Below are 26,096 nucleotides of genomic sequence, written 5' to 3' on the forward strand. Positions count from 1 at the left end.
CCACTAAAATGGTTGCGGGGCATCAGACCATGAAATGATCAAAGGCAAAACCAATACAGATGAAAAGCAATCCAATTGTAAAATGAACTTTTTTATCATTTATTTTGTTTTTCTCCAGCAGAATGTAAAGGAGTCCGACTGTTCCGATGAATAAAGCACTGCGTATGAAGTAGTTTGTATCAACAAGAAATAACCAAGGGAATTTTTGATAAAGCCCTGAGATTACACCGATTGTAAGTAAGAAAAGCGGGATTCTCAATTTCCAATACATGTCATCACCTCAGACGTTATTTTGAATTAGTTTAAGTTTATCATTTTTAGAGAAAACTGTTTCTCATATTATGAGAACATTCGCCCTTGCAAGCCTTTGATAAAGACGAAGATCACTATCTCGCGCGTTCTGAAGTTTACAAGACGCTGCATGGACTTGCAAAGGATGGATGCATTAAACGTGCAAAGTGCTTGTGCTAAGATGATGGGCTTCAAGTGATTGTTGTCACTAGGATGAACGATCGACACATTAAGATCACTATATAGAGGCAATACAAAAATTCGATGCAGGCAAGGCGGACATTGCCATTATTACTCTTTGACCGACCGTATTGTTTATCTTATGTCACTAGCGTTGCATAAATATTGACGAACTATTCAGAATTTGTATTTTTTCTACCAAAGCCAAAAAAGTTAATGTCCACCTAAAAGGTGACTCGATCCATTTTACAATTTTATCCAGTTAATCAGTGTCCAAGTGTCAACAGCCTTTAAGGTGCCTTTAGGTTACTCGTTTCCTTTTATTCATTTGAAAACGAATACGGCGGAACCATTGCTCACAGGATTTCCAAAGCACAGCTTTGAACCATCGGTTCAGTTGAAGTACTGAACTCGTCGTTTTAAGTTTCTGCTGAATCAAAACGAATAGACTGTAATGAATCAACGCCAAAAGTAGTTGATTCTGGACAGCCTTCTCACTTTGTCCGTAAAATGTTTGGATCCGAACATGTTGCTTCAGCCATTTGAAAAAAAGTTCGATGGCCCATCGATGACGATAGACATCACTGATTTCTGTCGCCGACAAGTCAAAACGATTGGTGATGATCCGAATGTTCTTCCCCTGATCGTCTTGCGCCACGATGAGACGGAAGGCATTTTCCGTTTGGTTTTGAATGCTGCCCAGCAGGATCATTTGATCCGATAAAAGAGAACTTTTCTCGGGGACTTTATAGTTGTGCAGGACATGGATAACGGCATTCTTTTTTAAACGGGAAGCAAAGAACATCCCCTCTTCGGAAAAACGATCAAAGGCCTGGTAATCCACATAGCCTCGATCAAAGACATACATGGCTTCTTTCTCGTCAACGAGCACATCGAGTTGCGAGCGGTCATTGACTTGAGCGGATGTAAGGACTGCTTTTTCCGGAAACACTTGCCCTTTTCCCATAAAGACAAGGCGAAGGTGCAGCTTGACGCCGGCTTTGGTTTTGCGAAAGTGAGCCCATGGATAGCGCTGAGCATTCAGGGATATCGTCGTCGAATCCACAACCCTAAGCTGTTCATCCATTTGGGGTGCTCGTTTGCCTTTAATCTTGGCGACCAGATCAAGAAAGAGCATCATCAACAGTTGCGGGTCAACCGAGTTATTTTTTCTTGAGAGTTGTGAGGCGCTGATCGACGAGAGACCCGTTGCTTTCTGAAGCTCTTCACTTAAGACGCAGTCCGAAATCGAACGCAGACTGTCTTCTTTCTGGAGATGAGCATACAGAAAAAGGGTCATATAAGCCTTTGTCGTCAGCTTTTTCACGTACTTGTCACCGCCGGTTTGTCCGAGGGTTTCGTCAAGCTGTTTAAAGTTTATCTGATTTAACCATTGCGAAAATGAAGAGAGATGTGTATTCTTATCCATGCGTGAATCCTTTTCTTTGGATTTGGATAGAATCACCTATCCTTCCATTGTAAAGGATTTTTTTGTTGGCTAGCCTCTTTAAATTCGACTATTCCTAGTATTTTGAATCATCAGTTTTGATTACTGCAACGCTAGTGATCTTATGTGAATTATTTCAATATTTAATTAGAAAAAATATCTCATACATATAATAAGAAAAAATGAGGAGTGTTGGCATTGAAACTCAAGAAACCTATAGTTACAATTCTTTTAATAGCTTTAATTTCTACAATATCAGTTCATGTTGTGGGTGCAGAAAACAATAGTACTTCAAAGGCCCATATGATGACTCAAGAAGAAGGGAAAAAATTCAATTTAAGTCCGGAAGAGGTGGAAAAATATAATAAGGATGGGTATCTGATACGATTATCAAAAAAAGCAAAAGAAAGTGGAGTGACAGCAGAAGTTCACCATATTAATCCTTAAAACAATATTTACGTCCATAGTTTCACATAATCGTGATGTTTTTTTGAGTAATCTAAAATTTATCTCCTTTGTATTTACGCTACTTCAGAAAACCCTCAATTAAAACGTCAATTGCCCCATTTTAACTGCACTCAGAGAATTTCTTACATGAATTTTCATAAAGATGGTGACTTCATAGCGTTTATTATGTTTATAACTGAATAGAGTTAAAAAACATAAGGGGGATAAATTTGAAATTTAAAAGTTACTTTGTTGAAGAGAAATATGAAGAGATAGATAAAATCTCATAGTAATTTAATAAAGTGGCTGTAATTCCTTTTGGATTCATGGCCACTTTTTATTACATCTATATATATTTTTTTCAGGTTATCGTATCGACAATCCGATTTATCAGCTTGTCCACTCGTTGTAGCTGATCAAGCAAGATACCGACGCACATATTGATTTAATACTTCTTTAGCGGGTTTTTCAGCCATTCCTATTCCTCCTAGGTATATTTATCAGGAAATGCACTTTGGTGAATTTCTTGATTCAAGTTCATCATAGTGTTCGTTTAGACTGGTTTCAAAGGAGATGCTCGCAGTTAACGGAAGGGTCACAATATAAAAAAGACTCGCACGGATCAATCCGTGCGAGTCTCGTATCTTTTCAATTATTTATAACGTGAACGCCGCATCGCAAAGGCTGGCTGCATCCGGCGATGATGACTGAATCGTAAAATAAGGCGGGTAGGACGTCCGCTGCGCAGTCGATTGATTACGAGCAGGAAGACTAAATAAGCGGTCGCTATGCCGACGATATACCACAAAGTCACAGACATGCCTGCGCGGTCGATAGCTACTCCGGTGACAGCCGGGAAAATGGCCGAACCGAGGCCAGACAATCCTGATATGATTGGCGTGACCAGCTGCGCGCTATTCGGAATGGAATAGTTCGCATAGACAAGCGTAATGGAATAGATGCCGGACATCATGAGTCCCAGGGTGCCGACGAAGACGTAACCCATCAGCGCATTTTTTAAAAAAATAAACAAAAGCAGTGAAACAATCGAGCCGCAGATACTCATCAGCAAATATGTGCTGTACGTAAGTTTGCGGATAATGAGTGCAGTAGCCGCGCGCCCAATAACCATCGCACCCCAGAAAATGCCGACGCTGATCGAGGCGTAGTACGCAGCTTGGTTCAGATACTGCATAAAAATCGATGACATGAAGTTATTCAAACTGCCTTCAAATCCACCATACAGGAATACGATGAGACCAAACAGTCCGAGCACGATCCATTTTAGATGCGTGCTCAGCGGCCGCTGTGTATCACTTGAACCGGAAGCGTCCAAGGGCTCGCTATTATCCACCATTTGTTTGGAGTAGGAAATTCGCGTCCAGACAATGGCAAGTACAACGGCGAGCACAGCGGTAACCACAAACAGGTAACGCCAGATGCCATGTGCAATGAAGAAGCTGGCAAGCAGCGGCATCGTGAATGCGCCTAGCCCGAAAGAAACCTCCAAATAGCTCATCGCAACTGCCTGCCGGCCAATGAACACTTCGATGAACATCGTTGCGACTACAATACCGATCGCAGCCGAGCCGACACTATTCAAAAAATAAAGAGCCATGAACAGTGGGAACGGCGGAAGCAGTAAAATACTGAATTGCGCCAAGGCAATAATCAGGGCAGAAATGGTCAAGATCGGTTTCGGGTGAAAACGGCGATTCAGATATGAAGTAAGCAGAACGCCTGCAAGAAATCCCATTGCGCCAACAAAAATCAGCCTTCCGCCAATTGTGTATGATACATGGTAATAACTTAAGAGTTCAGGCATCACGGATCCGATTGAAATAGCAGTCAATCCGGTAAGAAAATACAGGGCACAGGAGGCAAAGGTAAATTGGCGCATAGCAAGCGCTCCTTTCAAAATAAAGATTAATAAATAGAAATGTCACAGTCTTCTTAAGTCAACCAGAACATTGTAGCAGGAACAATTCGGTAAGAGAAGCTTTTTAACTCATTTTTTTTGCTTTTTTTACACTTTGTTTTCAAAGCTTTTTTTATGTAAAGCTGGGCAAGAAGTTTCTCTATAAACGTATGGAATATTAATGCAGCGAAACATGAATAATAATGTATGAAATGGATCAGATTCGGTGTGTCTGATTCTCCTTAACGATTTTATACGTGAAGTGGCGCACTTGATAACGGATTGATATAATCAAAGAAGGAAAACAAATTTTAGGAGGATTCGAATCATGGGGCAGACGATCGCGTTCCATAAAGCTGATCAACTAAAAGCGAAGCCTGATGCCAGCGGGTTAGGTTTTGGCAAGCATTTTACTGATTACATGTTTGAAATGGACTATTCTTTGGATGAAGGCTGGCATGATCCGAGGATTGTTCCCTACGGACCGATTACTCTTGATCCGGCAGCAACGATTTTTCATTATGGACAGGAAGTCTTTGAAGGCTTAAAAGCTTACCGAACTGAAGACAAGCGTATCCTGCTGTTCCGTCCGGACAAGAACATGGAACGAATGAATCAGTCCTGTGCACGGCTGAACATTCCGGAAATTGATGAGGAATTTGTGATTAAAGCAATTAAGAAACTGGTTGCCATTGAAGAGGCATGGATTCCATCTCAGCCGGGACAATCGCTGTACATTCGTCCGTTCATTATTGGTACGGATTCAGCACTTGGTGTGCATCCTTCAGCGACCTACAAGCTGCTGATCATTCTGTCCCCTGTCGGCTCCTATTTCGGCAATTCAATGAGTCCTGTGAAAATCTATGTTGAAGACGAATATGTCCGCGCTGTTAAGGGCGGTGTCGGCTATGCGAAAACTGCGGGCAACTATGCTGCCAGCCTCAAGGCTCAGACTAAGTCGGAAGAAATGGGCTTTGATCAAGTGCTGTGGCTCGATGGTGTGGAGCACAAATACATCGAAGAAGTCGGCAGCATGAATATCTTCTTCAAATTTGACGACGAAGTATGGACCCCGGCACTGAACGGCAGTATTCTCCCCGGCGTTACGCGTGCTTCGGTGATCGAAATGCTCCAGCATTGGGGCGTAACCGTCAAAGAAAAGAAAATTTCTGTAAATAAGCTGTTCAAGAAAGCGGAAAAACAGAAGCTTAAAGAAGTATTCGGCACGGGAACGGCAGCTGTTATTTCTCCAGTCGGATTTCTGAAATGGGAAGACCATGTGATTAAGGTTGCCAACGGGAAAACAGGCAAGCTGTCTCAGAAATTGTACGACACACTCACAGGCATCCAGACCGGTAAGATCGAAGACAAGCTGGGTTGGACTCAAGAAGTTAAGGTTGATCATGAAGAAGCAACTGAAAAAGTCCAACCGAAAGCGGAAGAAGCACCAGAAGCCGTAAAAACGGAAGATAAGCCAAAAGAAGCAAAAGCAGAAGAAAAACCAAAGGAAAAAAAAGCAGTGGTTACTGATTAACGGTCATGGGAACCCAAGCCTTCGCGTGCATGCAAACGCGCGGGCTTTTTCTCTATTAACGGGAGTGTGAGAGATTTGGCATCAATGGAAAACTTGATTAACAGACGGGTTCGTGCTATTCAGATCAGTGGTATCCGACAATTTTTTAATAAAGTGAAGGACTACCCCGGAGCGGTATCACTGACAATTGGTCAGCCGGATTTTGCCACACCGGAACATGTGAAGGAAGCAGGAAAGACTGCAATTGATCAGAACAAGACAACGTATACGGCGAATGCGGGTCTGTTTGAGCTAAGACAAGCTATTTCCGGGTATGTTGCGGAAAAATATGATCTGCATTATGACCCTGCTTCTGAGATCATCACAACGGTTGGCGCGAGCGAGGCCATTGACCTTGCGTTTCGCACTTTATTGGAACCAGGTGACGAGGTCATTCTTCCGGGACCGGCATATCCGGGCTATGCAGCACCGATCACACTTGCCGGCGGCATTCCAGTTTACATTGACACGCGAGAGACGGATTTTAAAATGACTGCGCAACAAATTGCCGAACATCTGACTGAGCGAACGAAGGCAGTTATTCTTCCATATCCGTCTAATCCGACCGGATGTGTGCTCAGCGAGGCGGAGGTCGCGGCTATCGCCGAGGTGTTAAAAGATAAATCCGTTTTTGTCGTGTCGGATGAGATTTATAGTGAACTGACCTATGGACAAAGGCATACTTCAATTGCAACGTTCCCAGGCATGAAAGAAAAGACATTGGTGATTAACGGTCTGTCAAAATCACATGCAATGACGGGGTGGCGTATGGGCTATATTTTGGCTGATAATCCGATTGCCAATGAACTGATCAAAGTCCATCAATACGGCATTTCCTGCATTACAAGCATTACTCAGTATGCGGCGATTGAGGCGTTGACGGTCGGCAAGGATGACGCCGAGCCGATGCGGCAAGCGTATAAGGAACGGCTGGACTATGTGATTGGCCGACTTGAGGCTATGGGATTTGACGTTGTGCGTCCCGCAGGTGCTTTTTACGTATTTCCTTCAATTAAAAAGTTCGGCTTGTCCTCAGAGGACTTTGCCCTGCAGCTGCTTGATAAAGAACGGCTGGCAGCTGTTCCCGGCAGCGCATTTTCTTCATATGGTGAGGGCTACCTGCGACTCTCTTACGCCTATTCAATGGACGTTTTGAAGGATGGCTTGGATCGCTTGGAACGTTTTGTTGCGCGGTTTTAAATAAAAGGACACCAAAAAAGAGAATCGGAGCTTGCTCCGATTCTCTTTTTTAATCAATGGAAAGATTATGTCCGGTTTTTGGTGACTTCGGTCCGTGAATTTTGAGAATGCCGTTGGTGTAGGAAGCCTGTGTTTGTGCTCGGTTGATGGCATACGGCAAAGTCACCACGCGTTCAGCATGATCGAAGCGGCGCTCATGACTGTACGCGCCGGTTTCCTGATGCTGCGATTCCATTTCCACATCATTTTCCACAGCAATTTTCACCTTATCGCCAAGCAGCTCGATATGAATGTTGTCACGATCTGCACCGGGCAGTTCAGCTTCAACTACCCATTCATCTTTTGTATCATAGAGCCTGACCGGAAACCCGGTAAATGAATGATTGCTGAAAAAATCGTCGATTGATTTCAACACATCGCCGAACGGATTACTTTGAAAAAACGCATCGAGATCATTCATCAGATTTCTTTTTTTTGGCTGCTGCGGTTCTCTAGGGTCTTTGTTATCCACTATGATCCCCTCCTCCTGAATGCTTATCTAACATCAGCATATGAATTAGGATGCTTTTTGTTTCATGGTTTTAAAGGAACCAGATCGAATGCTCAGCGTGCGATTTGGAAATAATGGGTGAGCAGAGGGGGAGAAAACGATGGTAAAAAAAGATAAGGTTTTGCTGGTCATTGATATGATTAATCCGCTTCAATTCAGCAAGGCAGGATTGCTGCTAAACGGTATGAAGCATATGATTGACCCTCTGGTGGAACTGATCACGCGGGCACGCCATGAAGGCATCCCGATCATTTACGTCAATGATAATTCGGGCAGATGGGAATCTGATCGTGATTATCTGATTCGTGAGGCATTAAAGGGAACGGGAGCGTCAGTTGTTCGACGCATCCTTCCTGATTCTTCCGACTATTTCATTATTAAACCCAAGCATTCCGGATTTTTTGCTACACCACTCCATGCACTGCTGCATGATCTGGGTGCGGAGACGCTGATCCTTACCGGTGTGGCAGGCAATATCTGTGTGCTTTTTACGGCGAACGATGCATACATGCGTGATTATAAGCTGATCGTTCCACAGGATTGCTGCGCATCGAATGTTCAAGAGGACAATGAGTATGCGCTGCGCATGATGAATCAGGTGCTTGGCGCGGATACACGCGCACAAACGGATATTGAGCTGTGATGATCCGATTCCTATTTCTCCTTTAAATTTGTGATAAGATAAAACTAGTTTATTAAGGACGAAAAGGTGGTTTCATCGATGATCGACGCGGCTCATCAAGCGCTGAAAAAATATTTTGGCTACGACCAATTTCGGAAGGGCCAAGATCAAATCATTTCTCGGTTAATGGATGGTCGGGATACGGTCGGCATTATGCCGACGGGCGGCGGAAAATCGCTTTGCTACCAGATCCCCGCGCTGCTTTTCTCTGGAGTGACACTGGTGATCTCGCCGCTGATTTCCTTGATGAAAGATCAAGTTGACGCGCTTGGCAACGCCGGGATTCACGCAACCTACATAAATAGTTCGCTAAGCTTTGCAGAAGGAAAGTCGAGGCTTGCAGCTGCAGCGAACGGAGACTATAAATTAGTTTACATTGCACCGGAGCGCTTAGAGGTTCCGGATTTTGTCCGTGCTCTGGAACGTATGCATGTTTCGCTCGTGGCCATTGATGAAGCGCATTGCATTTCACAGTGGGGTCATGATTTTCGTCCCAGTTATCGGTCTATACCCGTAATGATTACTCGATTTGAGCAAAGACCTACGGTTGTCGCCCTTACAGCGACGGCAACACCGAACGTCACATCGGATATTTGTCAGTTGCTCGGTATTGAGCCGAACGGGGTCATTGCGACCGGCTTTGCTCGTGATAATTTGAATTTTCAGGTGATCCGCGGTCAGAATGCGGATACCTTTTTGCTTGACTATTTGAAGAAGAATCAAGATCAGCCGGGAATTGTTTATGCGGCGACGCGCAAGGAAGTGGATCGGCTTTATGCGCGACTCGAGCAGAAGGGGCTTGCTGTCGGACGCTATCATGCCGGTCTTTCCGAACAGGAGCGTGCTTCAAGTCAGGAGCGGTTCCTTTATGATGACTTGACGGTGCTTGTCGCAACCAATGCGTTTGGAATGGGTATTAATAAATCAAATGTACGGTTTGTCATTCACTACAATATGCCGCGAAACATTGAAGCCTATTATCAGGAAGCCGGGCGTGCGGGGCGCGATGGAGAAAAAAGTGACTGCATTCTTTTGTTTGCGCCGCAAGATATCCGGTTGCAGAAGTTTTTTATCGATCAATCTGAGATGGACGATACGCTGAAGCAAGCAGAGTACCACAAACTAGATCAGATGATTGGCTATTGTCATACCGAGACCTGTCTGCAGGGCTATATTTTGCGCTATTTCGGCGAGCAGAATCCTGAGCCGTGCGCCCATTGCGGCAACTGTCTCGATACACGTGAAAAATCAGATGTAACGGTTGATGCACAGAAGGTACTCTCGTGTGTCAAGCGTCTGCGTGAACGCTATGGGAAAATGATGGTTGCCAAGGTGCTTGCCGGCGCATCAGATCAAAAACTGCTCTCTTTTCGGCTTGACCGGTTGCCCACATACGGCATTATGAAGGACCGAACGCAAAAGCAGATCAGTGAATTTATCGACTTCCTGACAGCCGAGCAATACCTTGTGCAACAGGGCGGCGCCTTTCCCGTTCTCGCTTTAAACGAGCGGTCGCTGCCGGTACTTAAAGGAGAGGAAAAGGTCCTCAAAAAAGGACGCGTTCGTGCAGAACGGCTGGCTGTAGACGATGCACTCTTCGAATCGTTGAAGCAGGTCCGCAAAACGCTTGCTCAGAAAGAGTTTGTTCCTCCATACATCATTTTTTCAGATCAGTCCCTGCGTGAGATGAGTGCGCGACTGCCGGCGACTGACCATGACTTCCTGATGATCAAGGGGGTCGGTCAGCAAAAATTAGAAAAATACGGACAAGCTTTCATGGAAGCAATTGCCGAGTATCAGACCGAACATTCTGAGGAGAAGGACCCGGTATGAGAAAATGCAATGCGCTTGCCTAGGTTGAAAATAGTATCGGATACAGGTACAATGAGTCCTGTTGTTAACAAATCTCCTCACAAGATCACGAGGGGGTAGAGGCGCGGCAGTTAAGATAAGCGCATCTGAGGCGAAGAGAAGCCGGACGGTGCGCGTAAGGAACTGTTGCCGAAGTACATTCGGTTTCTCTTGCCGAGTGTGCTGGGTCCGTTTTCGAAAGGGGCGGGACTGTCACATGTTTTTTAGGCATGTGGTGTGCTATCGGTGGAAGATGTGCGAGGAGTAAATGGATCAATAAGCCTGTATTTTAAACAGATCTTATTCTTTTTTACTATAAAAGTTTCCCGTCCGCCGAAGGCATGATCTTGCCTTGGCGGGCGTTTTTAGTAACCATGAATTATATTCTTCACATATCTCCCCGAAATACAGAGAGGGAGAGAGAAAAAGTGCAGCAGAAGAGAAATAATCAATTAAGGCGCGGGTTAAAATCACGTCATTTGACGATGATCGCGCTTGGGGGAGCAATCGGAACAGGGCTTTTCCTCGCCAGTGGAAACGCAATCTATACGGCCGGTCCGGGCGGTGCACTGCTCGCGTATGGATTAACAGGCATCATGGTTTATTTCCTGATGACCAGTCTTGGCGAACTGGCGACCTACATGCCGACAAGCGGATCGTTCAGCACCTACGCGACGCGCTTTGTCGATCCGTCGTTCGGTTTCGCACTTGGCTGGAATTATTGGTACAATTGGGCGATTACCATTGCGAGCGAATTGTCCGCCGCAACACTGATCATGAAATTCTGGTTTCCCAACAGTTCGTCGATGCTTTGGAGCGGTCTATTTCTGCTTGTTATCTTCTTACTTAATGCTTTAACGGTTAAGGGCTACGGTGAGTCGGAATATTGGTTTGCATTTATTAAAGTCGCAACAGTCATCCTTTTTATTGTTGTCGGGTTGCTGATGATTTTCCGTGTTCTTGGCGGCGGTGTGCCCGGATTTCATAACTTTACCGTTGGTGACGCGCCGTTTCATGGTGGATTTCTGGCGACGTTCGGTGTATTCCTCGCAGCCGGATACTCTTTTCAAGGAACGGAGCTGCTTGGTGTGAGTGCCGGTGAAAGCGAGCATCCGGAAAAAAGTGTTCCGAAAGCAATGAACACGATTTTCTGGCGGATACTCCTGTTTTATATTCTAGCAATCTTTGTTATTGCCATGATCATTCCTTATACGAGTCATAATTTGTCTGCGACCGATCAGGTTATGGTCAGTCCCTTCACGCTTGTGTTTCAGAGGGCGGGGCTTGCGATTGCCGCGTCGGTGATGAATGCCGTTATTTTAACGGCGGTGCTCTCGGCAGGAAATTCCGGACTGTATGCATCGACGCGTATGCTCTATGCACTCGCTCGAAAAGGAAAAGCACCGAAATTCCTTGGCTATGTGACAACGCATGGTATTCCCATCTGGTCGCTTGTCGTTACAGCTGCGTTCGGTCTGCTTGCTTTCTTTGCCTCCGGATTCGGTGACGGCATTGTTTATAACTGGCTGCTTAGCGCATCAGGCATGTGCGGTTTTATTGCGTGGCTCGGCATCGCGATCAGTCACTATCGTTTCCGCCGTGCCTATGTTGCACAAGGAGGAAAAGTGAGTGACCTTCCTTATCGGGCAAAGTGGTTCCCGTTTGGTCCGTTGTTCGCTTTTGCGGTATGCATGGTGGTCGTGATCGGACAAAGCTTCGGCGCATTTTCCGGCGGCCGGATCGATTGGGGCGGAATTGTTGCCGCCTACATTGGTATTCCGATTTTTCTTGCTGTTTGGCTGATCGCCAAATGGAAGATGAAGTCAAAATTGATTCCGCTTGATCAATGCGATCTGTCGCGTCATTCGGATGACACCGATGAAATTTGAGAAACTCGATATTTAATGAGATAGGCCATCATGCAAATACTGGGAAAAGCATTTGTTCGTGTTAAAATAGAGACAAGTCTAGTAAATGATTCAGAGAAGAGGAAAAAACATGCATGTACTACTGCAAATACATGGCCTCGTTTGGGGGCTTGTCGTGATCCTTTTTATCCTAAGCTATCTTCTCACGGAGCAAAAAGTGTGGAGTATGATTCTGCGGACGGCTTATCTGGTTATGATTATAACCGGAGTAGTCATGCTCTTCTTAATCCATTTCCCACTGGTGCCGACGATTAAAGGCGTGCTTTCCTTCGCCTTAATCGGACTCATGGAAGTGGCGATGGGCAAACGTAAGAAAAAAGAATCATCCTGGATCTTTCTTGTTTTGATTGCCGTGCTTCTGATCTTGATTTTGCTGATGGGTTATCATGTGATCTAAAAAAGAACTTTTCCCGATAAATGCTGGGAAAAGTTCTTTTCATTTATTGGTTAATTTTGCACAGGGGTTTCATTGAGAATTCCGGAAGCTTTGATCCGTATGACGGCTTCCTTCAGGCGTTCCTCGGATTCGAGCAGTCCGGCTCGGACGAATTGATTCCCATGGGTACCAAATCCGGCACCCGGTGCCACCGCAACATGAGCACGTTCAAGTAGAGCGTCGGCAAAGGTTTCGGAGGTATAACCGCTTGGAACCTTGAACCAGCAGAAGAACGAGCCTTGCGGTGCGATAACATCCCAACCGATCGCGCGTATGCCGGAGACGAGTACGTTGCGACGATGCTCGTACAGCGCGCATAATTCTTGAACGGATTGCTGCGGCCCGAGCAGAGCAGCTGCGGCTGCATCTTGAATGGCGCTTGGCACGTCCGAATGATCAATGTCATGGAACTGACTGAGAGCTCGAATAATTGAGGCATTGCCGACTGCGAACCCGATGCGGAATCCGGCCATATTATAGGTTTTTGACAACGTGTAAACTTCAATGCCTTGTTCCTTTGCACCAGGAGTTTGCAGAAAGCTGAGCGGGCGCTTACCGTCAAAGCCGAATGCTGCATAGGCGAAATCATGAACAACCGGAATATGATGCGCTTGTGAAAAAGCAACGGTATCCGCAAAAAATTCTTTTGTAGCCATCGCTCCGGTCGGATTGTTCGGATAATTCAGCATCAGAAGCTTTGACTTTTGCAGAATCTTTTCAGGAATCGTTTGGTAGTTTGGTAAAAATCCGTCTTCAGCATGAACCGGTATGCCATAGGTTTCAGCGCCGGCCAAGTGCGGGCAAACAAAATAGAGCGGATAGCCGGGATCGGTTGTCAACATGACGTCGCCCGGATTCAGCATCGCTTGCGGAAGTGCTGAAATAGCGACGGTTGCGCCGTCAAACACGGTTACTTCCGTCTCCGGATCAACGGAAACACCGTATTCGCGCATATAAAATTCACTGATGGCCTCTTTGAGTGTTGCTGTACCGCCCGCAGGAGGATATCCTTGATTTTCATGAAGCTGAGCAGCTTTATTCATTGCCTGAATAATTGGTTTGGGGGTCGGTTGATCAGGACTTCCGGTATGAAGATGAATGACATCAATGCCTTGCTTGACCACCGAATTGATCCGATGATCAATGCTTGTAAAGTAATTGGCGGGAAGTGCTTGAACCTGCCGGGATGGGATGAATTCAGCCATAAATAACCCTCTTTTCCTTACATTCTTTCTATACACTATGACCTATTAAGTAAAATCGTTCGCTGCGAATTGAGCAAACCATGGTGCGGTCTATCAATCTTTCAGACACGCAACGTATCCTATAATAACCTTTTTTTGTCTTCTTATCTACCTGCCGGAACCGTTCCGAACATGCTGAATAAAATAGTGTGAAATGCCTATGCATCTGCAGAATGAATAGGCCTGCAAATGACAGGAGCGGGAAGGGTGGAACTATGTTTGTCTATACAGTGAGGGCTGGTGACTCATTATTTGGAATCAGCCAGAAATTTGATATTCCTGTGAATACATTAAGAGCAGTAAATGGACTGACGGCGACGAATATCGTCACCGGTCAGTCGCTGCTCGTGACAAGTGATGTTTATACAGTACAGCCGGGCGACAGTCTTTGGACGATTTCGCGCATGGCGTATGTTCCGTTAAGCGCGGTGCGTCAAGCGAATCCAGGGATTAATCCTGATCGCTTAAGTCCCGGTCAGAAAATTAATCTTCCGGCGATTGAACGCCGTGTGGCGACCCATTTCAGCTACTCGCAGCTTCGGACACCGGCAATTGATCAAGCGGTAATTGCGGACAATGCACCATATCTAACCTATATTGGTTTGTTCGAAACTCATTTTAATTGGAACGGCGATTTGAGTCCGCTCAATGACAATGCAGCCGTACTTGCGTCTTGGCGCGGACGGGTGACACCGGTCATTACCGTTACCAATTTGACCGAGACAGGATTTAATTCAGCTCTTGTTCAACGCGTTCTGAACACACCGGATGTTCAGCAGCGCTTGATTGACAACATGATTAATTATGCCACGTCTGATGGGTACGGCGGCATCAATGTGGATTTTGAAGGTGTCCTTCCGGCTGACCGGAATGCTTTTGTTATGTTTCTCCAAGCGCTGCAGCAGCGCACGCAGGCAGCCGGGCTGAATCTCAGTATTGCGGTTCCGGCCAAGACCGACGATACGGTGCCGTGGGTGCGCGGCTATGACTATGCAGCAATCGGAGCCATTGTCGACCAATTTTTTATCATGGCTTATGATTGGCATTATGCAGGCAGTGAGCCGGGACCTACCGCACCGATTCAAGATGTCATCGCTACAGTCAATTATGCAGCTAGTGTGATGGATCGCAATAAGATTATCATGGGTACGCCGTTTTATGGCTATGACTGGCCGATTCCTTTTTCCAGCCAAAATCCGGGCAGAGCGATTACGTATCAAGCAGCGGTAAATCTTGCCATGAGTGAACAAGTGCCGATTAACTATTCGACAGCAGATCAGGCAGCATACTTCTACTATACAGATGACAGTGGGCAAAACCGTGTTGTCTGGTTTGAAGATGTGCGCAGCCTGTTTGAAAAAGCGCAGATTGTTTATAATTCGCGGATCGGCGGCATTGGTACCTGGCAAATTAATTTTGCGATGCCACAGTATCCATGGGTATTCACCCACTTTTTCCAGATTCGCAAGGTTTAATCGGCCTGCATATCACGTGAAAACGCACGTCTTTCATGCTATGGTTAATCCTAGGTAAACACATAGGAAAGCGAGTGGGATGAATGGCAGTGAAAACGATTGGATTTGTTGGAACCGGAGTCATGGGCAAGGGTATGATTCGCAATCTGATGAAGGCAGGATTTGCGCTTCAGGTCTATAATCGAACGAAAAGTAAAGCAGATGATCTTGTTTCGGAGGGAGCTGTTTGGAAATCGAGCCCTGAGGAAGCGGCAGAAGGAGCGGATGCAGTCATTACGATGGTCGGTTATCCAAAGGATGTCGCTTCCGTTTATTTTGATAACGGGATCATTGATCATGCTGAAAAAGGCGCCTATTTAATTGACATGACAACCTCATCACCTCAGCTTGCGGAAAAAATTTATAAGGCAGCCGCGGAAAAAGGTTTGCACGCACTTGACGCTCCGGTTTCCGGCGGCGATGTCGGCGCGAAGAACGGTACGTTGTCGATTATGATCGGCGGAGATTCGAAAGATGCTGAGACACTGGCACCGGTTTTTCAAGCCATGGGGCAGAAAATCGTGTATCAGGGAAAAGCAGGCTCGGGTCAGCATACGAAAATGGCGAATCAAATTGCCATCGCCTCAAACATGATCGGCGTTGCGGAAGCATTAGCCTATGCAAAGCATGCCGGACTTGATACCGATACGGTGATGGAGAGCATCGAAACAGGCGCAGCCGGCAGCTGGTCACTGACCAATCTCGGCCGACGAATGCTGAAAGGCGATTTTGAACCGGGCTTCTATATCAAGCATTTAATTAAAGATGAACGAATCGCGCTCGAATCGGCCGAAGCAATGGGCATGGATGCACCGGGACTTGCATTGTCCAAGAAGATCTATGATGAGCTCGCCGAACAAGGCGAAGAAAACAGCGGAACACAAGCAATCTACAAAAAATATTGGAATCAATAAATAGTGAAAAGGAAAGGCTGCGGCTGATGTCGCAGCCTTTTTTGCAAGATAAGAAAGTATAAGATTTTACCCCATTTTTAAACGAATAAACCACTAGTGTCTTGACCGAGAATCAAAGCGGAGGTGCGAGACGCCTGCGGGATCAGGTGCCAGCGAGACCCCGCAGATTTCTGCTTGTCTGAGGAGGCTCGCGGTGCGCCCGCGGTCGTGCTCTGTTGATGCGAGCAACCGAAGCGATGATTCAACACTGTAAAGACACAAACCAATCACACATGGCTGGAGATTAAGGACCGGGCGTTTTGTGCCCGGTTTTTCTTACAAGTAAAGAAAGTTAAGGTTTTGTCTTGCTGGTATGACGATAAGCCTCATAAGCTGCTGATTCCCAATCTGCTCTTATCAGTTGGGCGATGAGGTAAGCGTCCAATCTGATAAATAGAAGGAAAAATTACCCTTATTTAGAAAATGAACGAAAAAATAGCTTAAATAGGCGGAAAAATTCCGCTTATCGAATTGAAAAACATGAAAATGGAGGGTTTTGCTTTGCATAAGCGGAAAAATTACCCTTATTCACCGGCGAAACAAGCTCCATGGTGCATATAACCGGAAAATCTCCGCTTATTTTACTCGTTACCTAATGAAGGATCAGGATAATGAAACAGAAGTGAGATGAATGGGAGCATTTTTTATACTAGTAGCTGTGATAAAAACTCAACTATAAAAAACGGAAATGTTCGATGAAAATTTCACACCACTAATTAATAGAAACCTCTCTGAGCCGCAAATGAGACGAGTCATTGGACAGATGCTAGAATAAGAAAAGAATCGTTGTTGAGAGGACTGAACTCATGAAAAGTTTTATAGTAATTGGCGCTGTATTAGCCTTCCTGTCTGTAGCATTTGGCGCATTCGGGGCTCATATATTGAAAACGCGGCTCACCGAACAAGATTTGGCGGTATTTCAAACGGGTGTTCATTATCAGATGTACCATGCGCTGGGACTGATTGTGATCGGCATCCTCGCACTGACCGTATTCAGCGGGCAGAGCACGTTGCTTTCTTGGTCCGGATGGTTGATGGCAGTCGGTGTTCTGCTTTTTTCCGGCAGCTTGTATGCGCTGACGTTGAGCGGTGTTCGCATGCTTGGAGCCATTACACCGATCGGCGGCGTTGCCTTTCTCGCAAGCTGGCTGCTTGTTGTTATGGCCGCATTGCGCGCGTAATGGCACACAGTATTATTTAATTCGAACGATACTGGAGGCTTTTGCAATGGATTGGAGAGAAAATAGGGTTGAGTCTGCTCTAAACGGGACAAATCCAATGGTTCTAGCAAAAATGAAGAGCGGCTTTGCAGTTATCGGAGATACACAATTTTTACCCGGCTATTGTGTCTTACTGCCCAAAAAAGAAGTATTGAGCCTCAATGATCTGACAATTGATGAGCGGTCGCAGTTTCTCACAGACATGAGTTTAGTAGGAGACGCGATTATGAACGTGTGCCATCCTCTAAGAATCAATTATGATATCTTGGGGAATACAGACGCGTTCTTACATGCACATATTTTTCCAAGATATGAATGGGAAAAAGATGAGAGAAGAAAAATGCCTGTTTGGCTGTATGACTCATCAAATTGGTACGACGAAGAAAAGCATTTTAATGAGCATAAGCACGGCAAATTAAAAGAAGAACTGGCAAATTATTTGAAACATATATACGAAAAATAGCAGATTCGTAGTTGGCAGCTACGGAATCACTTGGACACAAAATGGAGCATCTCCTTGGGCGGAGGTGCTCCGTTTTTGTTAGAAAATTATCTTCCGGTCGGAGATTGCGGACCATAAGGATATTCATAGCTGAGCGGCCCGGTAAACTCGAAATAGTTGACGAAAACCATGGGAATTAGGTAACGGACGCGTGTTTCCTCATCTTCAATGATCACATGATCGCGCCCAGCGGCCTCGACCGTACCGGTAAATGATTTGGCATTCCATTGGCTGTTGCCTTCAAAGGTACAGTAAACCGTCGCTGTTTTGCCGAGATTCAGCCTTAAAATGTTTTCGATGTAGGATTGCTCAACGAACGGCAACGGCAGAACTTGCGGTACTGCAGGCGCAACTGGCTGACCGGTTTGCGGTACGGGTATTGTGTATGCAGGATACGGATAAGGAACCGTTTGCGCAGCAGGCGGGACTCCGGGAGCCTGTGTCAGCTGCCCTTGGAATGGAAAGGTACCGCTCGGTTGCTGTTGCGGTGCCACTTGCTGTCTTGAAGCGTCCCAGCCCGGCTGCGCGCCGGGATCAGGACTGAATGATGCACCATAAGGCCAGCTGTCTGGCGGAAATTGAACACCCATAAGTAAAGTCACTCCTTAGCAATAAAATGATCAATAAACACTTGGGCAGACGGATTCACTTGGGGCAAAGAAGCAATGTGCTTTAAATCGTCCGGTGTTCCATTGATTGTACCATTGGGCGGGACAAGCGCCCGAAGGCTGGAAAAACCAAAGCGAATTGGATGCGGGATGAAAACGTTCACCATTAAGCGTGCGCTGGGCAAGGCGTTTGTCCACGCTACGCGCCGCTTGATAAAAGTAGCCCTTTTGTGTCGCTTCAAATCCACCGGGACTTTGGAAAACCATCTGTTGGATCGTCCTCAATCCCTCAAAGTCAAGGCAGTTTCCGAGCACGCGATTCACGCCGACGTTGCCGACCATCAGCATGCCGAGCTGACCGTCGCCTTCAGCCTCCGCACGCATCAGCCGGGCGAGCAGTGAAACATCATTAGCAGTGTGTTGAACCACGGCCATAGCCGTAAATACCTCCTTTGTGAAAGGAAAATACAACTTATTTTCAATAGGTATGAGCTCTCCGATATTCGTACCTTAAAGCCTATGCCAGGCAGAGCAAATAATGACAATGGATACCGGAAAATCGAATCGTAAATAAAAAAAGACCTGTTTTCAGGTCTTTCGATAAAGTGAAACAATTATAATGAAAACTTTTGATTAAAAAGTTCTTGTGATAGTTGCGTGCCAACGAAAAAGGGCCCGAAGTCACCAAAGCGGGCGCTCGCTTCATCAAAGCGCATTTCGTAGACAATCTTTTTGAATTGCAGGGGATCATCTGAAAAAAGTGTGACGCCCCATTCCCAATCATCGAATCCAACGGAACCAGTGATAATCTGGTGAATTTTGCCTGCATATTTGCGGCCGATCTGGCCATGGCTTTTCATCATTTCCCGTCGTTCTTCCATCGGAAGCATGTACCAATTGTCGCCGTGCTCGCGCTTTTTATCCATCGGGTAGAAGCAGAAGTAATCGGTTTTCGGTAAAATTGGTTTTAAACGCTGCTGTACACGCGGATTGGCGTAGGGATCACCGCCGGATTTGCCTAGATAGTTGCTCAATTCAACAACAGAAACAAAGGAATAGGCAGGGTTTGCAACCTCACCCAGCTTGGATTTATCGAATTCAGTTTCCAAATCGCTAAGCTCGTCCATGGTCGGACGAAGCGAAATCATGACGAAGTCCGCTTTCTGTCCGAGTACCGAATACATGGCGAAGCTGCCGCCGCGTGCATCTTCATTCAGTTCCGCTTGGGTCAGAAACTGATTGAATTCCATCAAAGTCTGCTGCCGTTCCCACTCGGATTTCGTTTTCCATTCCTGCCAGTCAATGGTTCGAAAATCATGAAGGCAGTACCATCCATCCAGCGTTTGGGCTGCTTCAGACATAGTGAACACCTCTTTTTTATTCTAAAAAAATAATAGATCAGCTCATGTGTCGCATGAGAAAAACCTATGGCAAGTTGCCATCATGGCTTGACTGGTTTTTCTTTCGCTTAACTTAATATAGCATAGATAAAGTAAGCAAGGAGTGCATGAAAATAACTTTCCCAATGTAGGATAAGCCTAATTGGTTTATACTTATTATAGATCAAATTTAATGAGGGGGCGGATTGACAAATGGCGGATTTATTTGAACGATTGAAGCCTGAGATAAAGAAGGGCAAACCATCCATAATTTTTCCTGAAAGTGAAGATGAACGGATTGTCGAAGCGGTACAAACCCTAGCGGAAGAAGAATTGATCGTGCCGATTCTCATTGGAAAAGTCGAGGATGCTTCCAATGCCTTAAAAGAGCTTGCTGATGAGAAAAAGGTTGTGTTCATGCATCCTGAGACGGACGAGAATTTACAGGCGATGATTGAAGCGTTGGTTGCGCGCAGAAAAGGAAAAACCGATGCTGCAAAGGCAGCGGATTGGTTAAAAGATCCATGCTATTACGGTACAATGCTTGTTTATATGGGCAAAGCGGACGGGTTGGTCAGCGGTGCGGCCCATTCAACAGCGGAAACCGTGCGCCCTGCATTGCAGATTATCAAGTCCCAGCCGGGAAAGAAACGCATTTCGGGATCTTTTATTCTCGTTAAAGGGGATAAAGAATTTGTTTTCGCTGATTGCGGTATTAATATCTCGCCGGACAGTGAAACCTTGGCGGAGATTGCGGTTGAATCTGCGGAGACAGCAAAAATGTTCGGCATTGATCCGAAAATAGCCATGCTTAGTTTCTCGACAAAGGGATCAGCGAAGGATCCGTCGATCGATAAAGTAACAGAGGCAGTAAAACTTGTTAAGGAACGGGAGCCGGAATTACTTGTGGACGGAGAACTGCAATTTGACGCTGCTTATGTGCCGGAAGTTGCTGCGAAAAAGGCACCGGGGTCACCAATTGCCGGCAAGGCAAACGTATTTGTTTTCCCAAATATTGATGCGGGGAACATCGGGTACAAAATGGTGCAGCGGCTCGGAGGCTATGTAGCAATCGGACCGATCCTGCAAGGCCTGAACAAGCCGGTGAACGATTTGTCGCGCGGCTGCTCTGCCGATGATGTCTACAAGCTGGCGCTGATTACGGCAAAACAAGCGTTAAGTGCTGCTCAGCCACAGAACGCGTAATAATCCAATCTGATTTTAATCTAATAAGGAGCACGGCCGATGCTTATTGCGGTTCGTGCTCTTTTTATACCTTGTCAGAAATTTATTTTCAAAAGGACTATCAATAAATCCTAAATCTGGAAGCTGGACATTTTTCCAAAAAGAACATTTGTAAAATAAAAATCGGAAGACATACATATTCTCCCGATTTTTGTGTACCTGTTTACTTAATAATAAATCTGTTTAGCATCTGAGGGCAAATCGTGCACGTGTTTCAAATAGGCGGAGACACGTTGGTCATCAGCAGTTGCATAGATATAACCGAAATGGTCGGCAACTTGCTTTGCCAAAATGCGAAACAGATTGCCCATTTGAAACAGCGACTGCCAAATGTGCTCGGGCTCAGCGTCCGGATAGGTGAGCAGATAGCTTTGCCATACTGATTTTTCAACATAGCGGGACAAGTACTTACCGCATTTTCCGGCACTCACTGTAAAATTAGTGCGTACACCTGCGTGCCAACCGAGCATTTTGAGCAACATCTCGCGGACATAGTGTTCGAGCATGGTCTTGGCATACGGTATTTCCCCGCGCCATAATCCTTTAGCCACATAAGGCGACACCCACCAGAATTCGTTACAGCAATCGACGAACTGTTTTGCGCTCGGTGGAATCATTCGATAATCCCGATCATCTGATGAAGGAACAGATGCAAATTGTCTATCTTTATCAAGCAGGATGATGCTCAGGCTGTCTCCATTTACCCATTCCTTTGCTCTTTCCAAGGTCATCAGCGTTAAATCAATCCGATTTCCGTCATCAAACAACATTAAATAGGCGAATTTATCCTTAGCAATATCGCCGAGTCCATTTCCAATATCCATCAGGTCAGGCATTTGCATGATGATTCGCTTGCCGAATTGATCAACCCAATGATGGTTTGCCGTAAATGAAGGAACATCGCGGACCACATAGACTATATCGTAATCTTGAAAACAATCGCGCGGTGCATCAGGATTGGTTCGTGATCCGTTCATAATCACAGCGCGAATTCGTTCATCTGCCTTTGCCTTATCTAAAATCAATGCCTTCATTTCTTGCTCATTTCTCATTTTTATTATCCTCCATTAATTTTTAATCCTGTAAAAGCAGGAATGGTGGAGGAGGTCGCGCACAAGTCTAAAACCGATTCAATCATATTTTCATAAGTCATTCCCCATTTTCTAAGTGATCGTTACCATTATTCCTAGGTTCGTTACTAGTTTTTATGACTTTGTTACAAGTTCGATGATTGGTTACAACTTTTCCTTGATTCGTTACAAGATTTCATAACTTCGTTACAACTCTTGGCTGTTCGCTCTTCGTCTTTCGTTCAAGAGTGGCGAGCGCGACTCCTCCGAGAATTAAGATGCTGCCAATGGCGAAATTGATTGACAGTTTTTCGCCGAGAATGAGCCAGCCAAGCAGAGTGCCGACAATCGGCTGGAAGAACAGAAAGAGTGAACCGGCACCGGCATCAATCATGGTCAGTCCTTTATTCCAAAGAAAAAATGCCCCGGCTGTCGACACAATGCCAAGATAGAGTATGCCTGCGATGACCGGTCCATTGGCAAAATGAATGGTACCCATTGACCAATCTCGGATCATAAATGGTGTCGTGAAAATCAGTGCAAAGAAAATCGAGTAGGTCGTAATCACAAGCGATGATAGTTCTTCAGCCGCCTTCTTGACGTATACGGAAAGCAGCGCCCAGGTGATCGCGGCGATGACTAAAGTGATGCAGCCCCAAAAGTAATTACCGAGCTTGTCGGGTAATCCGATGGTCAGGATGACGCCGCTGGTCGCGACGACAAGCGACATGATTTTCCGAATGGAAAAGGCTTCTTTCAATACAAAACGTGCGAACACGACGACAAAGGCTGGTGTCGCTGAGGTGATCATTGCACCGGTGTGAGCATCGGAAAGCTTCGTGCCGATAAATTGGCAGGCGATTGAGATAAAATAGCCGATAAAGCCGATCCAAATCAGCATCCACCATTGCCCTTTGCTCAGACGGAGTCGTTTGCCGGTTTTCTTTTGCTGAATCCACAGAAGGATAAACAAAAGCATTGATCCAAGCAGGTAGCGCAGCCATACAAGTGCAAGCGGAGTGACGAACTGTAAAACATATTTACTCACTACATACATGCAGCCCCAAATTGCTGCCGCAAGCGCCAGATAAATAGCACCGATCATTGATGATTTCATGGTTTATAGCCCTTCTTTTATGGGATTTTTTTGTAAGTGAAGTATCCCGAGGAAGGGGTAAGAGGCAGATCATTCGCCGGTACCCTTGCTCAGGAGCGAAGGGCAGGTTGATCATTTTCAAAAAGATCAAGATAATAGCGCATGACGGAATCCTCCTTGACAGACTTTTAAGACTATTATAAACGAACTGTGTGAAAATCTATAGATTGATTAATCATATAAAAGTATAAATTGATTAGGACTACATGTAGGTCATGTACGAATAGATTAAAAGCCATCGCGTCAAATTTCTGCGCGATGGCCATCATACAGATGTTATTCAAATAAATGCTGAGCGAAATATTCGTTTTTCTTAATACCGGCTGGAATAGCGAAAAGGCCGGTTGCGACATGATCGGTGTATTCGTTGAGTGCGTCGCTTTTCCCGAGTACACGGAGCATCGGGATAAAGCTGTCTTGCGGTTTGTTTTGAAAAGCGATAAACAGCAAGCCCGCATCAAGATTTCCTGTTGTCGGCTGGATACCGTTTGTATAAGAATAAGCGCGTCGAAAAATCTGTTTGCCGGTTCCATGTGCCAGCCGAACATGTGAATTTACCGGCTGCTTGCTCATAATCACCGGTTCTTTCTCATGAGTTCGTCCGAAGGCTGCGCCGGAATCTTTTTTTCGACCAAAAACATTTTCCTGATCGCTGTATGAGTCACGATCCCAAGTCTCGATAATCATCTTGATCTTACGATAGCCGAGATAGGTACCGCCACGCATCCATTTTGGTTCATCATTGCCGGCCCAGATGACTTTTTCCTGATCGACGGCATCGGTTACATTAGCCGTGCCGTCTTTAAAGCCAAATAGGTTACGCGGCGTTTTTCCCTTTGCTCCATTCAGAAAACCGGATTCCATCCAGCGGATATTCGCTGTTCCAAGTGCTTCCTTGATCAGATTGCGCAGAGCATGAAAAGCGACTTGCTGGATGTCGGCACATACCTGGACGCAAATGTCGCCATTTGAGATGGATGGATCGAGCGTTTCGTGAGCGATTTTCGGCATCTCTGTCAGCTGCTTCGGCATTTGATTCGCCAATCCGAAGCGGTCCTTTCCACCTTTGATAAAAAAGGAGTGACCGAGACCAAAGGTGATGGTCAGATTGGCGGCGCCAAGATCACGCGCCTCATTCGTATCGTTCGGCGGCAGTTCCTTGTTGCTGCTGTTGATTTCCCTCTTGCCCTGCGTCAGCGTTGCGGCAAGCTGTGTCCAGGAGATAAAGAGTGCCATGATCTTCGCTACGTCATGAATCGACGGATCAATGTCGAATGCCGCAAGATAACCGTAGCTTTGATGTACGGTTGTAACACCAGCTTGATGTGCTCCGAAAAAGGGAACTTTGGATTGATTCGCAGGCTCCGCTGCTGTTTTGCCACCAAGCAGTTCAAGTGCCGTGCCCAATCCGCTTGCACCAAGGGCAATTCCGCCGCCGGCAAGTGCCGTCATTTTTAACATTTCCCGCCTGGAGTATCCCTTTTTTTGCTGCGGGGTACCAAGTTCATCGTTATCCATTCGGGATCGACCTCTTTCTTAATTAGAAAATTTTCGCCGTTTGAGCCATCAGCTTCGAGAGTTTGCTGAGCTCGTTGCTGATTTCTCGGATTTGTTCTTTGCTGAGCTTTGTGTAATCTTCGTATTCCGTATCGGACTTTTTGTATTTCAGCATTTGCTTATCAAATGCCTGGAATTGTTTATCGATTTGGTTTGCCAGGTCCTTATGTCCCTGATTCAGGGCAGGAATGGCCGCTTGATAAACGGCTTCGGAGCCGTCAACGTTTGCTTGCAGGTCGACTAAATCGGTGTGAGAATAACGTTCTTCTTCACCGGTAATTTTGCTTGTTGCGGCTTCTTCAAGCAGTTCCATAGCCCCGGCAACCATTGCTTTAGGGGTTAATTTAAATGTCTTTGACTTTTTCTGCAGATCAAGAACATCGGCCATTAATTTATCGGCATATTTGCCCTGACCCTTGAGGCTGTTCTTTTCCCACAATGCGCGTTCGATTTCGTGGAAGCCGGTCCATTTAGAGAGATCATCAACATCATTAACGCGTGCGTCAATTGCGGGATCCAAATCGCCGAAGCTTTCAGCAATCGGTTCGGCACGTTCATAGTAAATACGTGGTTCAGCGTAAAGCTTCTTTGCTTTTTCAATATCGCCGTCTTTAACAGCTTTCACAAAAGGCTTAGTTGTTTTCACAAGCATGTCGATTTGTTCATCGGCATATTTGAGATAATCATCCACGGCTTGATCCATCTGTTTCGATGGTTTTGATTTGGTTTCCTTGGCAGTAAGCAGATCATTTAATTGCTCAGTCAGCGCGCTGCTGTTTTCCTTTATCTGTGCAACATCAGGATCAGCAAGATTGGATTGTGCGTAAATCGGCTGTTGATAGCGTTCGATTTTCGCGTATTGAAGCGGGAATCGGTCACGTACGTTATTTTCATAGGAAAGCCATTGTGTATTAATTTGCTTGCCATATTTTTTAATTTCATCTGTATCGTTCTTTTTCAAAGCGGTCTGGAGCTTGCTGTTCAGTTGTTTCATTTTGTTCGTGCCCTGCTTGACCGGGTCACTTGTTGTCTGCGATGTTTTCGTACTGCCTGACTGTTGCGAACTGCTGCATGCAGTGATGACCGGAAGAAGCAAGATTGCCATTAATAGTAGAAAGACAATTTTCTTTTGATGTTTCATAATG

General features: G+C 45.6%; 24 protein-coding genes and 1 riboswitch. Of the genes, 12 read left to right on the top strand and 12 right to left on the bottom strand.

From position 1 onward, the window contains the following. Positions 1-22 precede the first annotated feature (22 nt). Positions 23-271, bottom strand: a complete 249-nt coding sequence (locus AC1MBV_RS10525) for a hypothetical protein (protein WP_255747745.1) — start codon at positions 269-271, stop codon at positions 23-25. Positions 272-772: 501 nt separating this feature from the next. Next, positions 773-1,900, bottom strand: a complete 1,128-nt coding sequence (locus AC1MBV_RS10530; RefSeq protein WP_480947342.1) for an IS4 family transposase — start codon at positions 1,898-1,900, stop codon at positions 773-775. A gap of 216 nt (positions 1,901-2,116) precedes the next feature. Here AC1MBV_RS10530 and AC1MBV_RS10535 point away from each other — a divergent pair, with 216 nt between their 5' ends. Continuing rightward, positions 2,117-2,365 carry a hypothetical protein gene (locus AC1MBV_RS10535; RefSeq protein WP_255747743.1) on the top strand — a complete coding sequence of 83 codons (249 nt, stop codon included), beginning with the start codon at positions 2,117-2,119 and terminating at the stop codon, positions 2,363-2,365. 652 nt (positions 2,366-3,017) lie between these two features. Here the strand turns inward: AC1MBV_RS10535 and AC1MBV_RS10540 are convergent. Then, on the bottom strand, positions 3,018-4,265 hold the full coding sequence (locus AC1MBV_RS10540; RefSeq protein ID WP_255747742.1) for an MFS transporter: 1,248 nt from the start codon (positions 4,263-4,265) through the stop codon (positions 3,018-3,020). A 346-nt stretch (positions 4,266-4,611) separates the two neighbouring features. Between AC1MBV_RS10540 and AC1MBV_RS10545 the strand changes: the two genes are divergently transcribed. Both AC1MBV_RS10545 and AC1MBV_RS10550 read left to right on the top strand, forming a co-directional pair. Next, a complete protein-coding gene (locus AC1MBV_RS10545) occupies positions 4,612-5,817 on the top strand; it encodes a branched-chain amino acid aminotransferase (RefSeq protein ID WP_255747741.1) in 1,206 nt (401 codons plus the stop codon). 84 nt (positions 5,818-5,901) lie between these two features. Continuing rightward, entirely contained in the window at positions 5,902-7,056 is a 1,155-nt protein-coding gene (locus AC1MBV_RS10550) for an aminotransferase A (RefSeq protein ID WP_255747931.1), read from the top strand. 49 nt (positions 7,057-7,105) lie between these two features. Here AC1MBV_RS10550 and AC1MBV_RS10555 read toward each other — a convergent pair whose 3' ends face one another. Next, positions 7,106-7,567 (bottom strand): Hsp20/alpha crystallin family protein, encoded by a 462-nt coding sequence (locus AC1MBV_RS10555; protein ID WP_480948218.1) that lies wholly within the window; start codon positions 7,565-7,567, stop codon positions 7,106-7,108. Between the two features lie 139 nt (positions 7,568-7,706). Here AC1MBV_RS10555 and AC1MBV_RS10560 point away from each other — a divergent pair, with 139 nt between their 5' ends. The 4 genes from AC1MBV_RS10560 (at position 7,707) to AC1MBV_RS10575 (ending at position 12,464) form a co-directional block, all read left to right on the top strand. After that, positions 7,707-8,249, top strand: coding sequence for a cysteine hydrolase family protein (locus AC1MBV_RS10560; RefSeq protein WP_480948219.1), 543 nt, complete (start codon positions 7,707-7,709; stop codon positions 8,247-8,249). Between the two features lie 78 nt (positions 8,250-8,327). Further along, positions 8,328-10,121, top strand: coding sequence for a DNA helicase RecQ (recQ, locus tag AC1MBV_RS10565; RefSeq protein ID WP_480948220.1), 1,794 nt, complete (start codon positions 8,328-8,330; stop codon positions 10,119-10,121). Between the two features lie 88 nt (positions 10,122-10,209). Beyond that, a riboswitch (Lysine riboswitch) is annotated at positions 10,210-10,390 on the top strand. 234 nt (positions 10,391-10,624) lie between these two features. After that, positions 10,625-12,028 (top strand): amino acid permease, encoded by a 1,404-nt coding sequence (locus AC1MBV_RS10570; protein ID WP_480948284.1) that lies wholly within the window; start codon positions 10,625-10,627, stop codon positions 12,026-12,028. A gap of 109 nt (positions 12,029-12,137) precedes the next feature. Continuing rightward, the gene (locus AC1MBV_RS10575) at positions 12,138-12,464 is read left to right on the top strand and encodes a DUF1516 family protein (RefSeq protein ID WP_255747736.1); all 327 of its coding nucleotides are present in this window, start codon (positions 12,138-12,140) and stop codon (positions 12,462-12,464) included. Positions 12,465-12,514: 50 nt separating this feature from the next. Here AC1MBV_RS10575 and AC1MBV_RS10580 read toward each other — a convergent pair whose 3' ends face one another. After that, positions 12,515-13,708: an aminotransferase class I/II-fold pyridoxal phosphate-dependent enzyme gene (locus AC1MBV_RS10580; protein ID WP_480948221.1), complete on the bottom strand. Its 1,194-nt coding sequence runs from the start codon at positions 13,706-13,708 to the stop codon at positions 12,515-12,517. 254 nt (positions 13,709-13,962) lie between these two features. Here AC1MBV_RS10580 and AC1MBV_RS10585 point away from each other — a divergent pair, with 254 nt between their 5' ends. From AC1MBV_RS10585 to AC1MBV_RS10600, 4 genes are all read left to right on the top strand, one after another. Then, positions 13,963-15,222, top strand: coding sequence for a glycosyl hydrolase family 18 protein (locus AC1MBV_RS10585; protein WP_255747734.1), 1,260 nt, complete (start codon positions 13,963-13,965; stop codon positions 15,220-15,222). An 83-nt stretch (positions 15,223-15,305) separates the two neighbouring features. Next, positions 15,306-16,175, top strand: coding sequence for an NAD(P)-dependent oxidoreductase (locus AC1MBV_RS10590; RefSeq protein WP_255747733.1), 870 nt, complete (start codon positions 15,306-15,308; stop codon positions 16,173-16,175). Between the two features lie 845 nt (positions 16,176-17,020). Next, on the top strand, positions 17,021-17,395 hold the full coding sequence (locus AC1MBV_RS10595; protein WP_255747732.1) for a DUF423 domain-containing protein: 375 nt from the start codon (positions 17,021-17,023) through the stop codon (positions 17,393-17,395). Between the two features lie 46 nt (positions 17,396-17,441). Further along, positions 17,442-17,897 carry an HIT family protein gene (locus AC1MBV_RS10600; protein ID WP_255747731.1) on the top strand — a complete coding sequence of 152 codons (456 nt, stop codon included), beginning with the start codon at positions 17,442-17,444 and terminating at the stop codon, positions 17,895-17,897. Positions 17,898-17,983: 86 nt separating this feature from the next. On the opposite strand, the gene gerQ is transcribed toward AC1MBV_RS10600, so the two are convergent. The 3 genes from gerQ to hemQ all read right to left on the bottom strand — a co-directional run bounded on the left by gerQ (position 17,984) and on the right by hemQ (position 19,905). Further along, positions 17,984-18,526, bottom strand: a complete 543-nt coding sequence (gerQ, locus tag AC1MBV_RS10605) for a spore coat protein GerQ (protein WP_255747730.1) — start codon at positions 18,524-18,526, stop codon at positions 17,984-17,986. A gap of 30 nt (positions 18,527-18,556) precedes the next feature. Next, a complete protein-coding gene (locus AC1MBV_RS10610; protein ID WP_255747729.1) occupies positions 18,557-18,979 on the bottom strand; it encodes a cell wall hydrolase in 423 nt (140 codons plus the stop codon). A gap of 179 nt (positions 18,980-19,158) precedes the next feature. Then, complete coding sequence (gene hemQ, locus AC1MBV_RS10615; RefSeq protein ID WP_255747728.1) at positions 19,159-19,905, bottom strand: hydrogen peroxide-dependent heme synthase; 747 nt, start codon at positions 19,903-19,905, stop codon at positions 19,159-19,161. Between the two features lie 231 nt (positions 19,906-20,136). On the opposite strand from hemQ, the gene pta reads away from it, so the two are divergent. Continuing rightward, entirely contained in the window at positions 20,137-21,129 is a 993-nt protein-coding gene (pta, locus tag AC1MBV_RS10620) for a phosphate acetyltransferase (RefSeq protein ID WP_255747727.1), read from the top strand. A 206-nt stretch (positions 21,130-21,335) separates the two neighbouring features. Here pta and AC1MBV_RS10625 read toward each other — a convergent pair whose 3' ends face one another. From AC1MBV_RS10625 to efeO, 4 genes are all read right to left on the bottom strand, one after another. Further along, complete coding sequence (locus tag AC1MBV_RS10625) at positions 21,336-22,220, bottom strand: aminoglycoside 6-adenylyltransferase (RefSeq protein WP_255747726.1); 885 nt, start codon at positions 22,218-22,220, stop codon at positions 21,336-21,338. A gap of 214 nt (positions 22,221-22,434) precedes the next feature. Further along, entirely contained in the window at positions 22,435-23,355 is a 921-nt protein-coding gene (locus AC1MBV_RS10630; RefSeq protein WP_480948222.1) for a DMT family transporter, read from the bottom strand. Between the two features lie 315 nt (positions 23,356-23,670). Continuing rightward, positions 23,671-24,912 (bottom strand): iron uptake transporter deferrochelatase/peroxidase subunit, encoded by a 1,242-nt coding sequence (gene efeB / locus AC1MBV_RS10635; RefSeq protein ID WP_480948223.1) that lies wholly within the window; start codon positions 24,910-24,912, stop codon positions 23,671-23,673. 22 nt (positions 24,913-24,934) lie between these two features. Next, on the bottom strand, positions 24,935-26,092 hold the full coding sequence (gene efeO / locus AC1MBV_RS10640) for an iron uptake system protein EfeO (RefSeq protein ID WP_480948224.1): 1,158 nt from the start codon (positions 26,090-26,092) through the stop codon (positions 24,935-24,937). Between the last annotated feature and the right edge of the window lie 4 nt (positions 26,093-26,096).

This window comes from Sporolactobacillus sp. PKPK-6 (genome assembly GCF_056678885.1).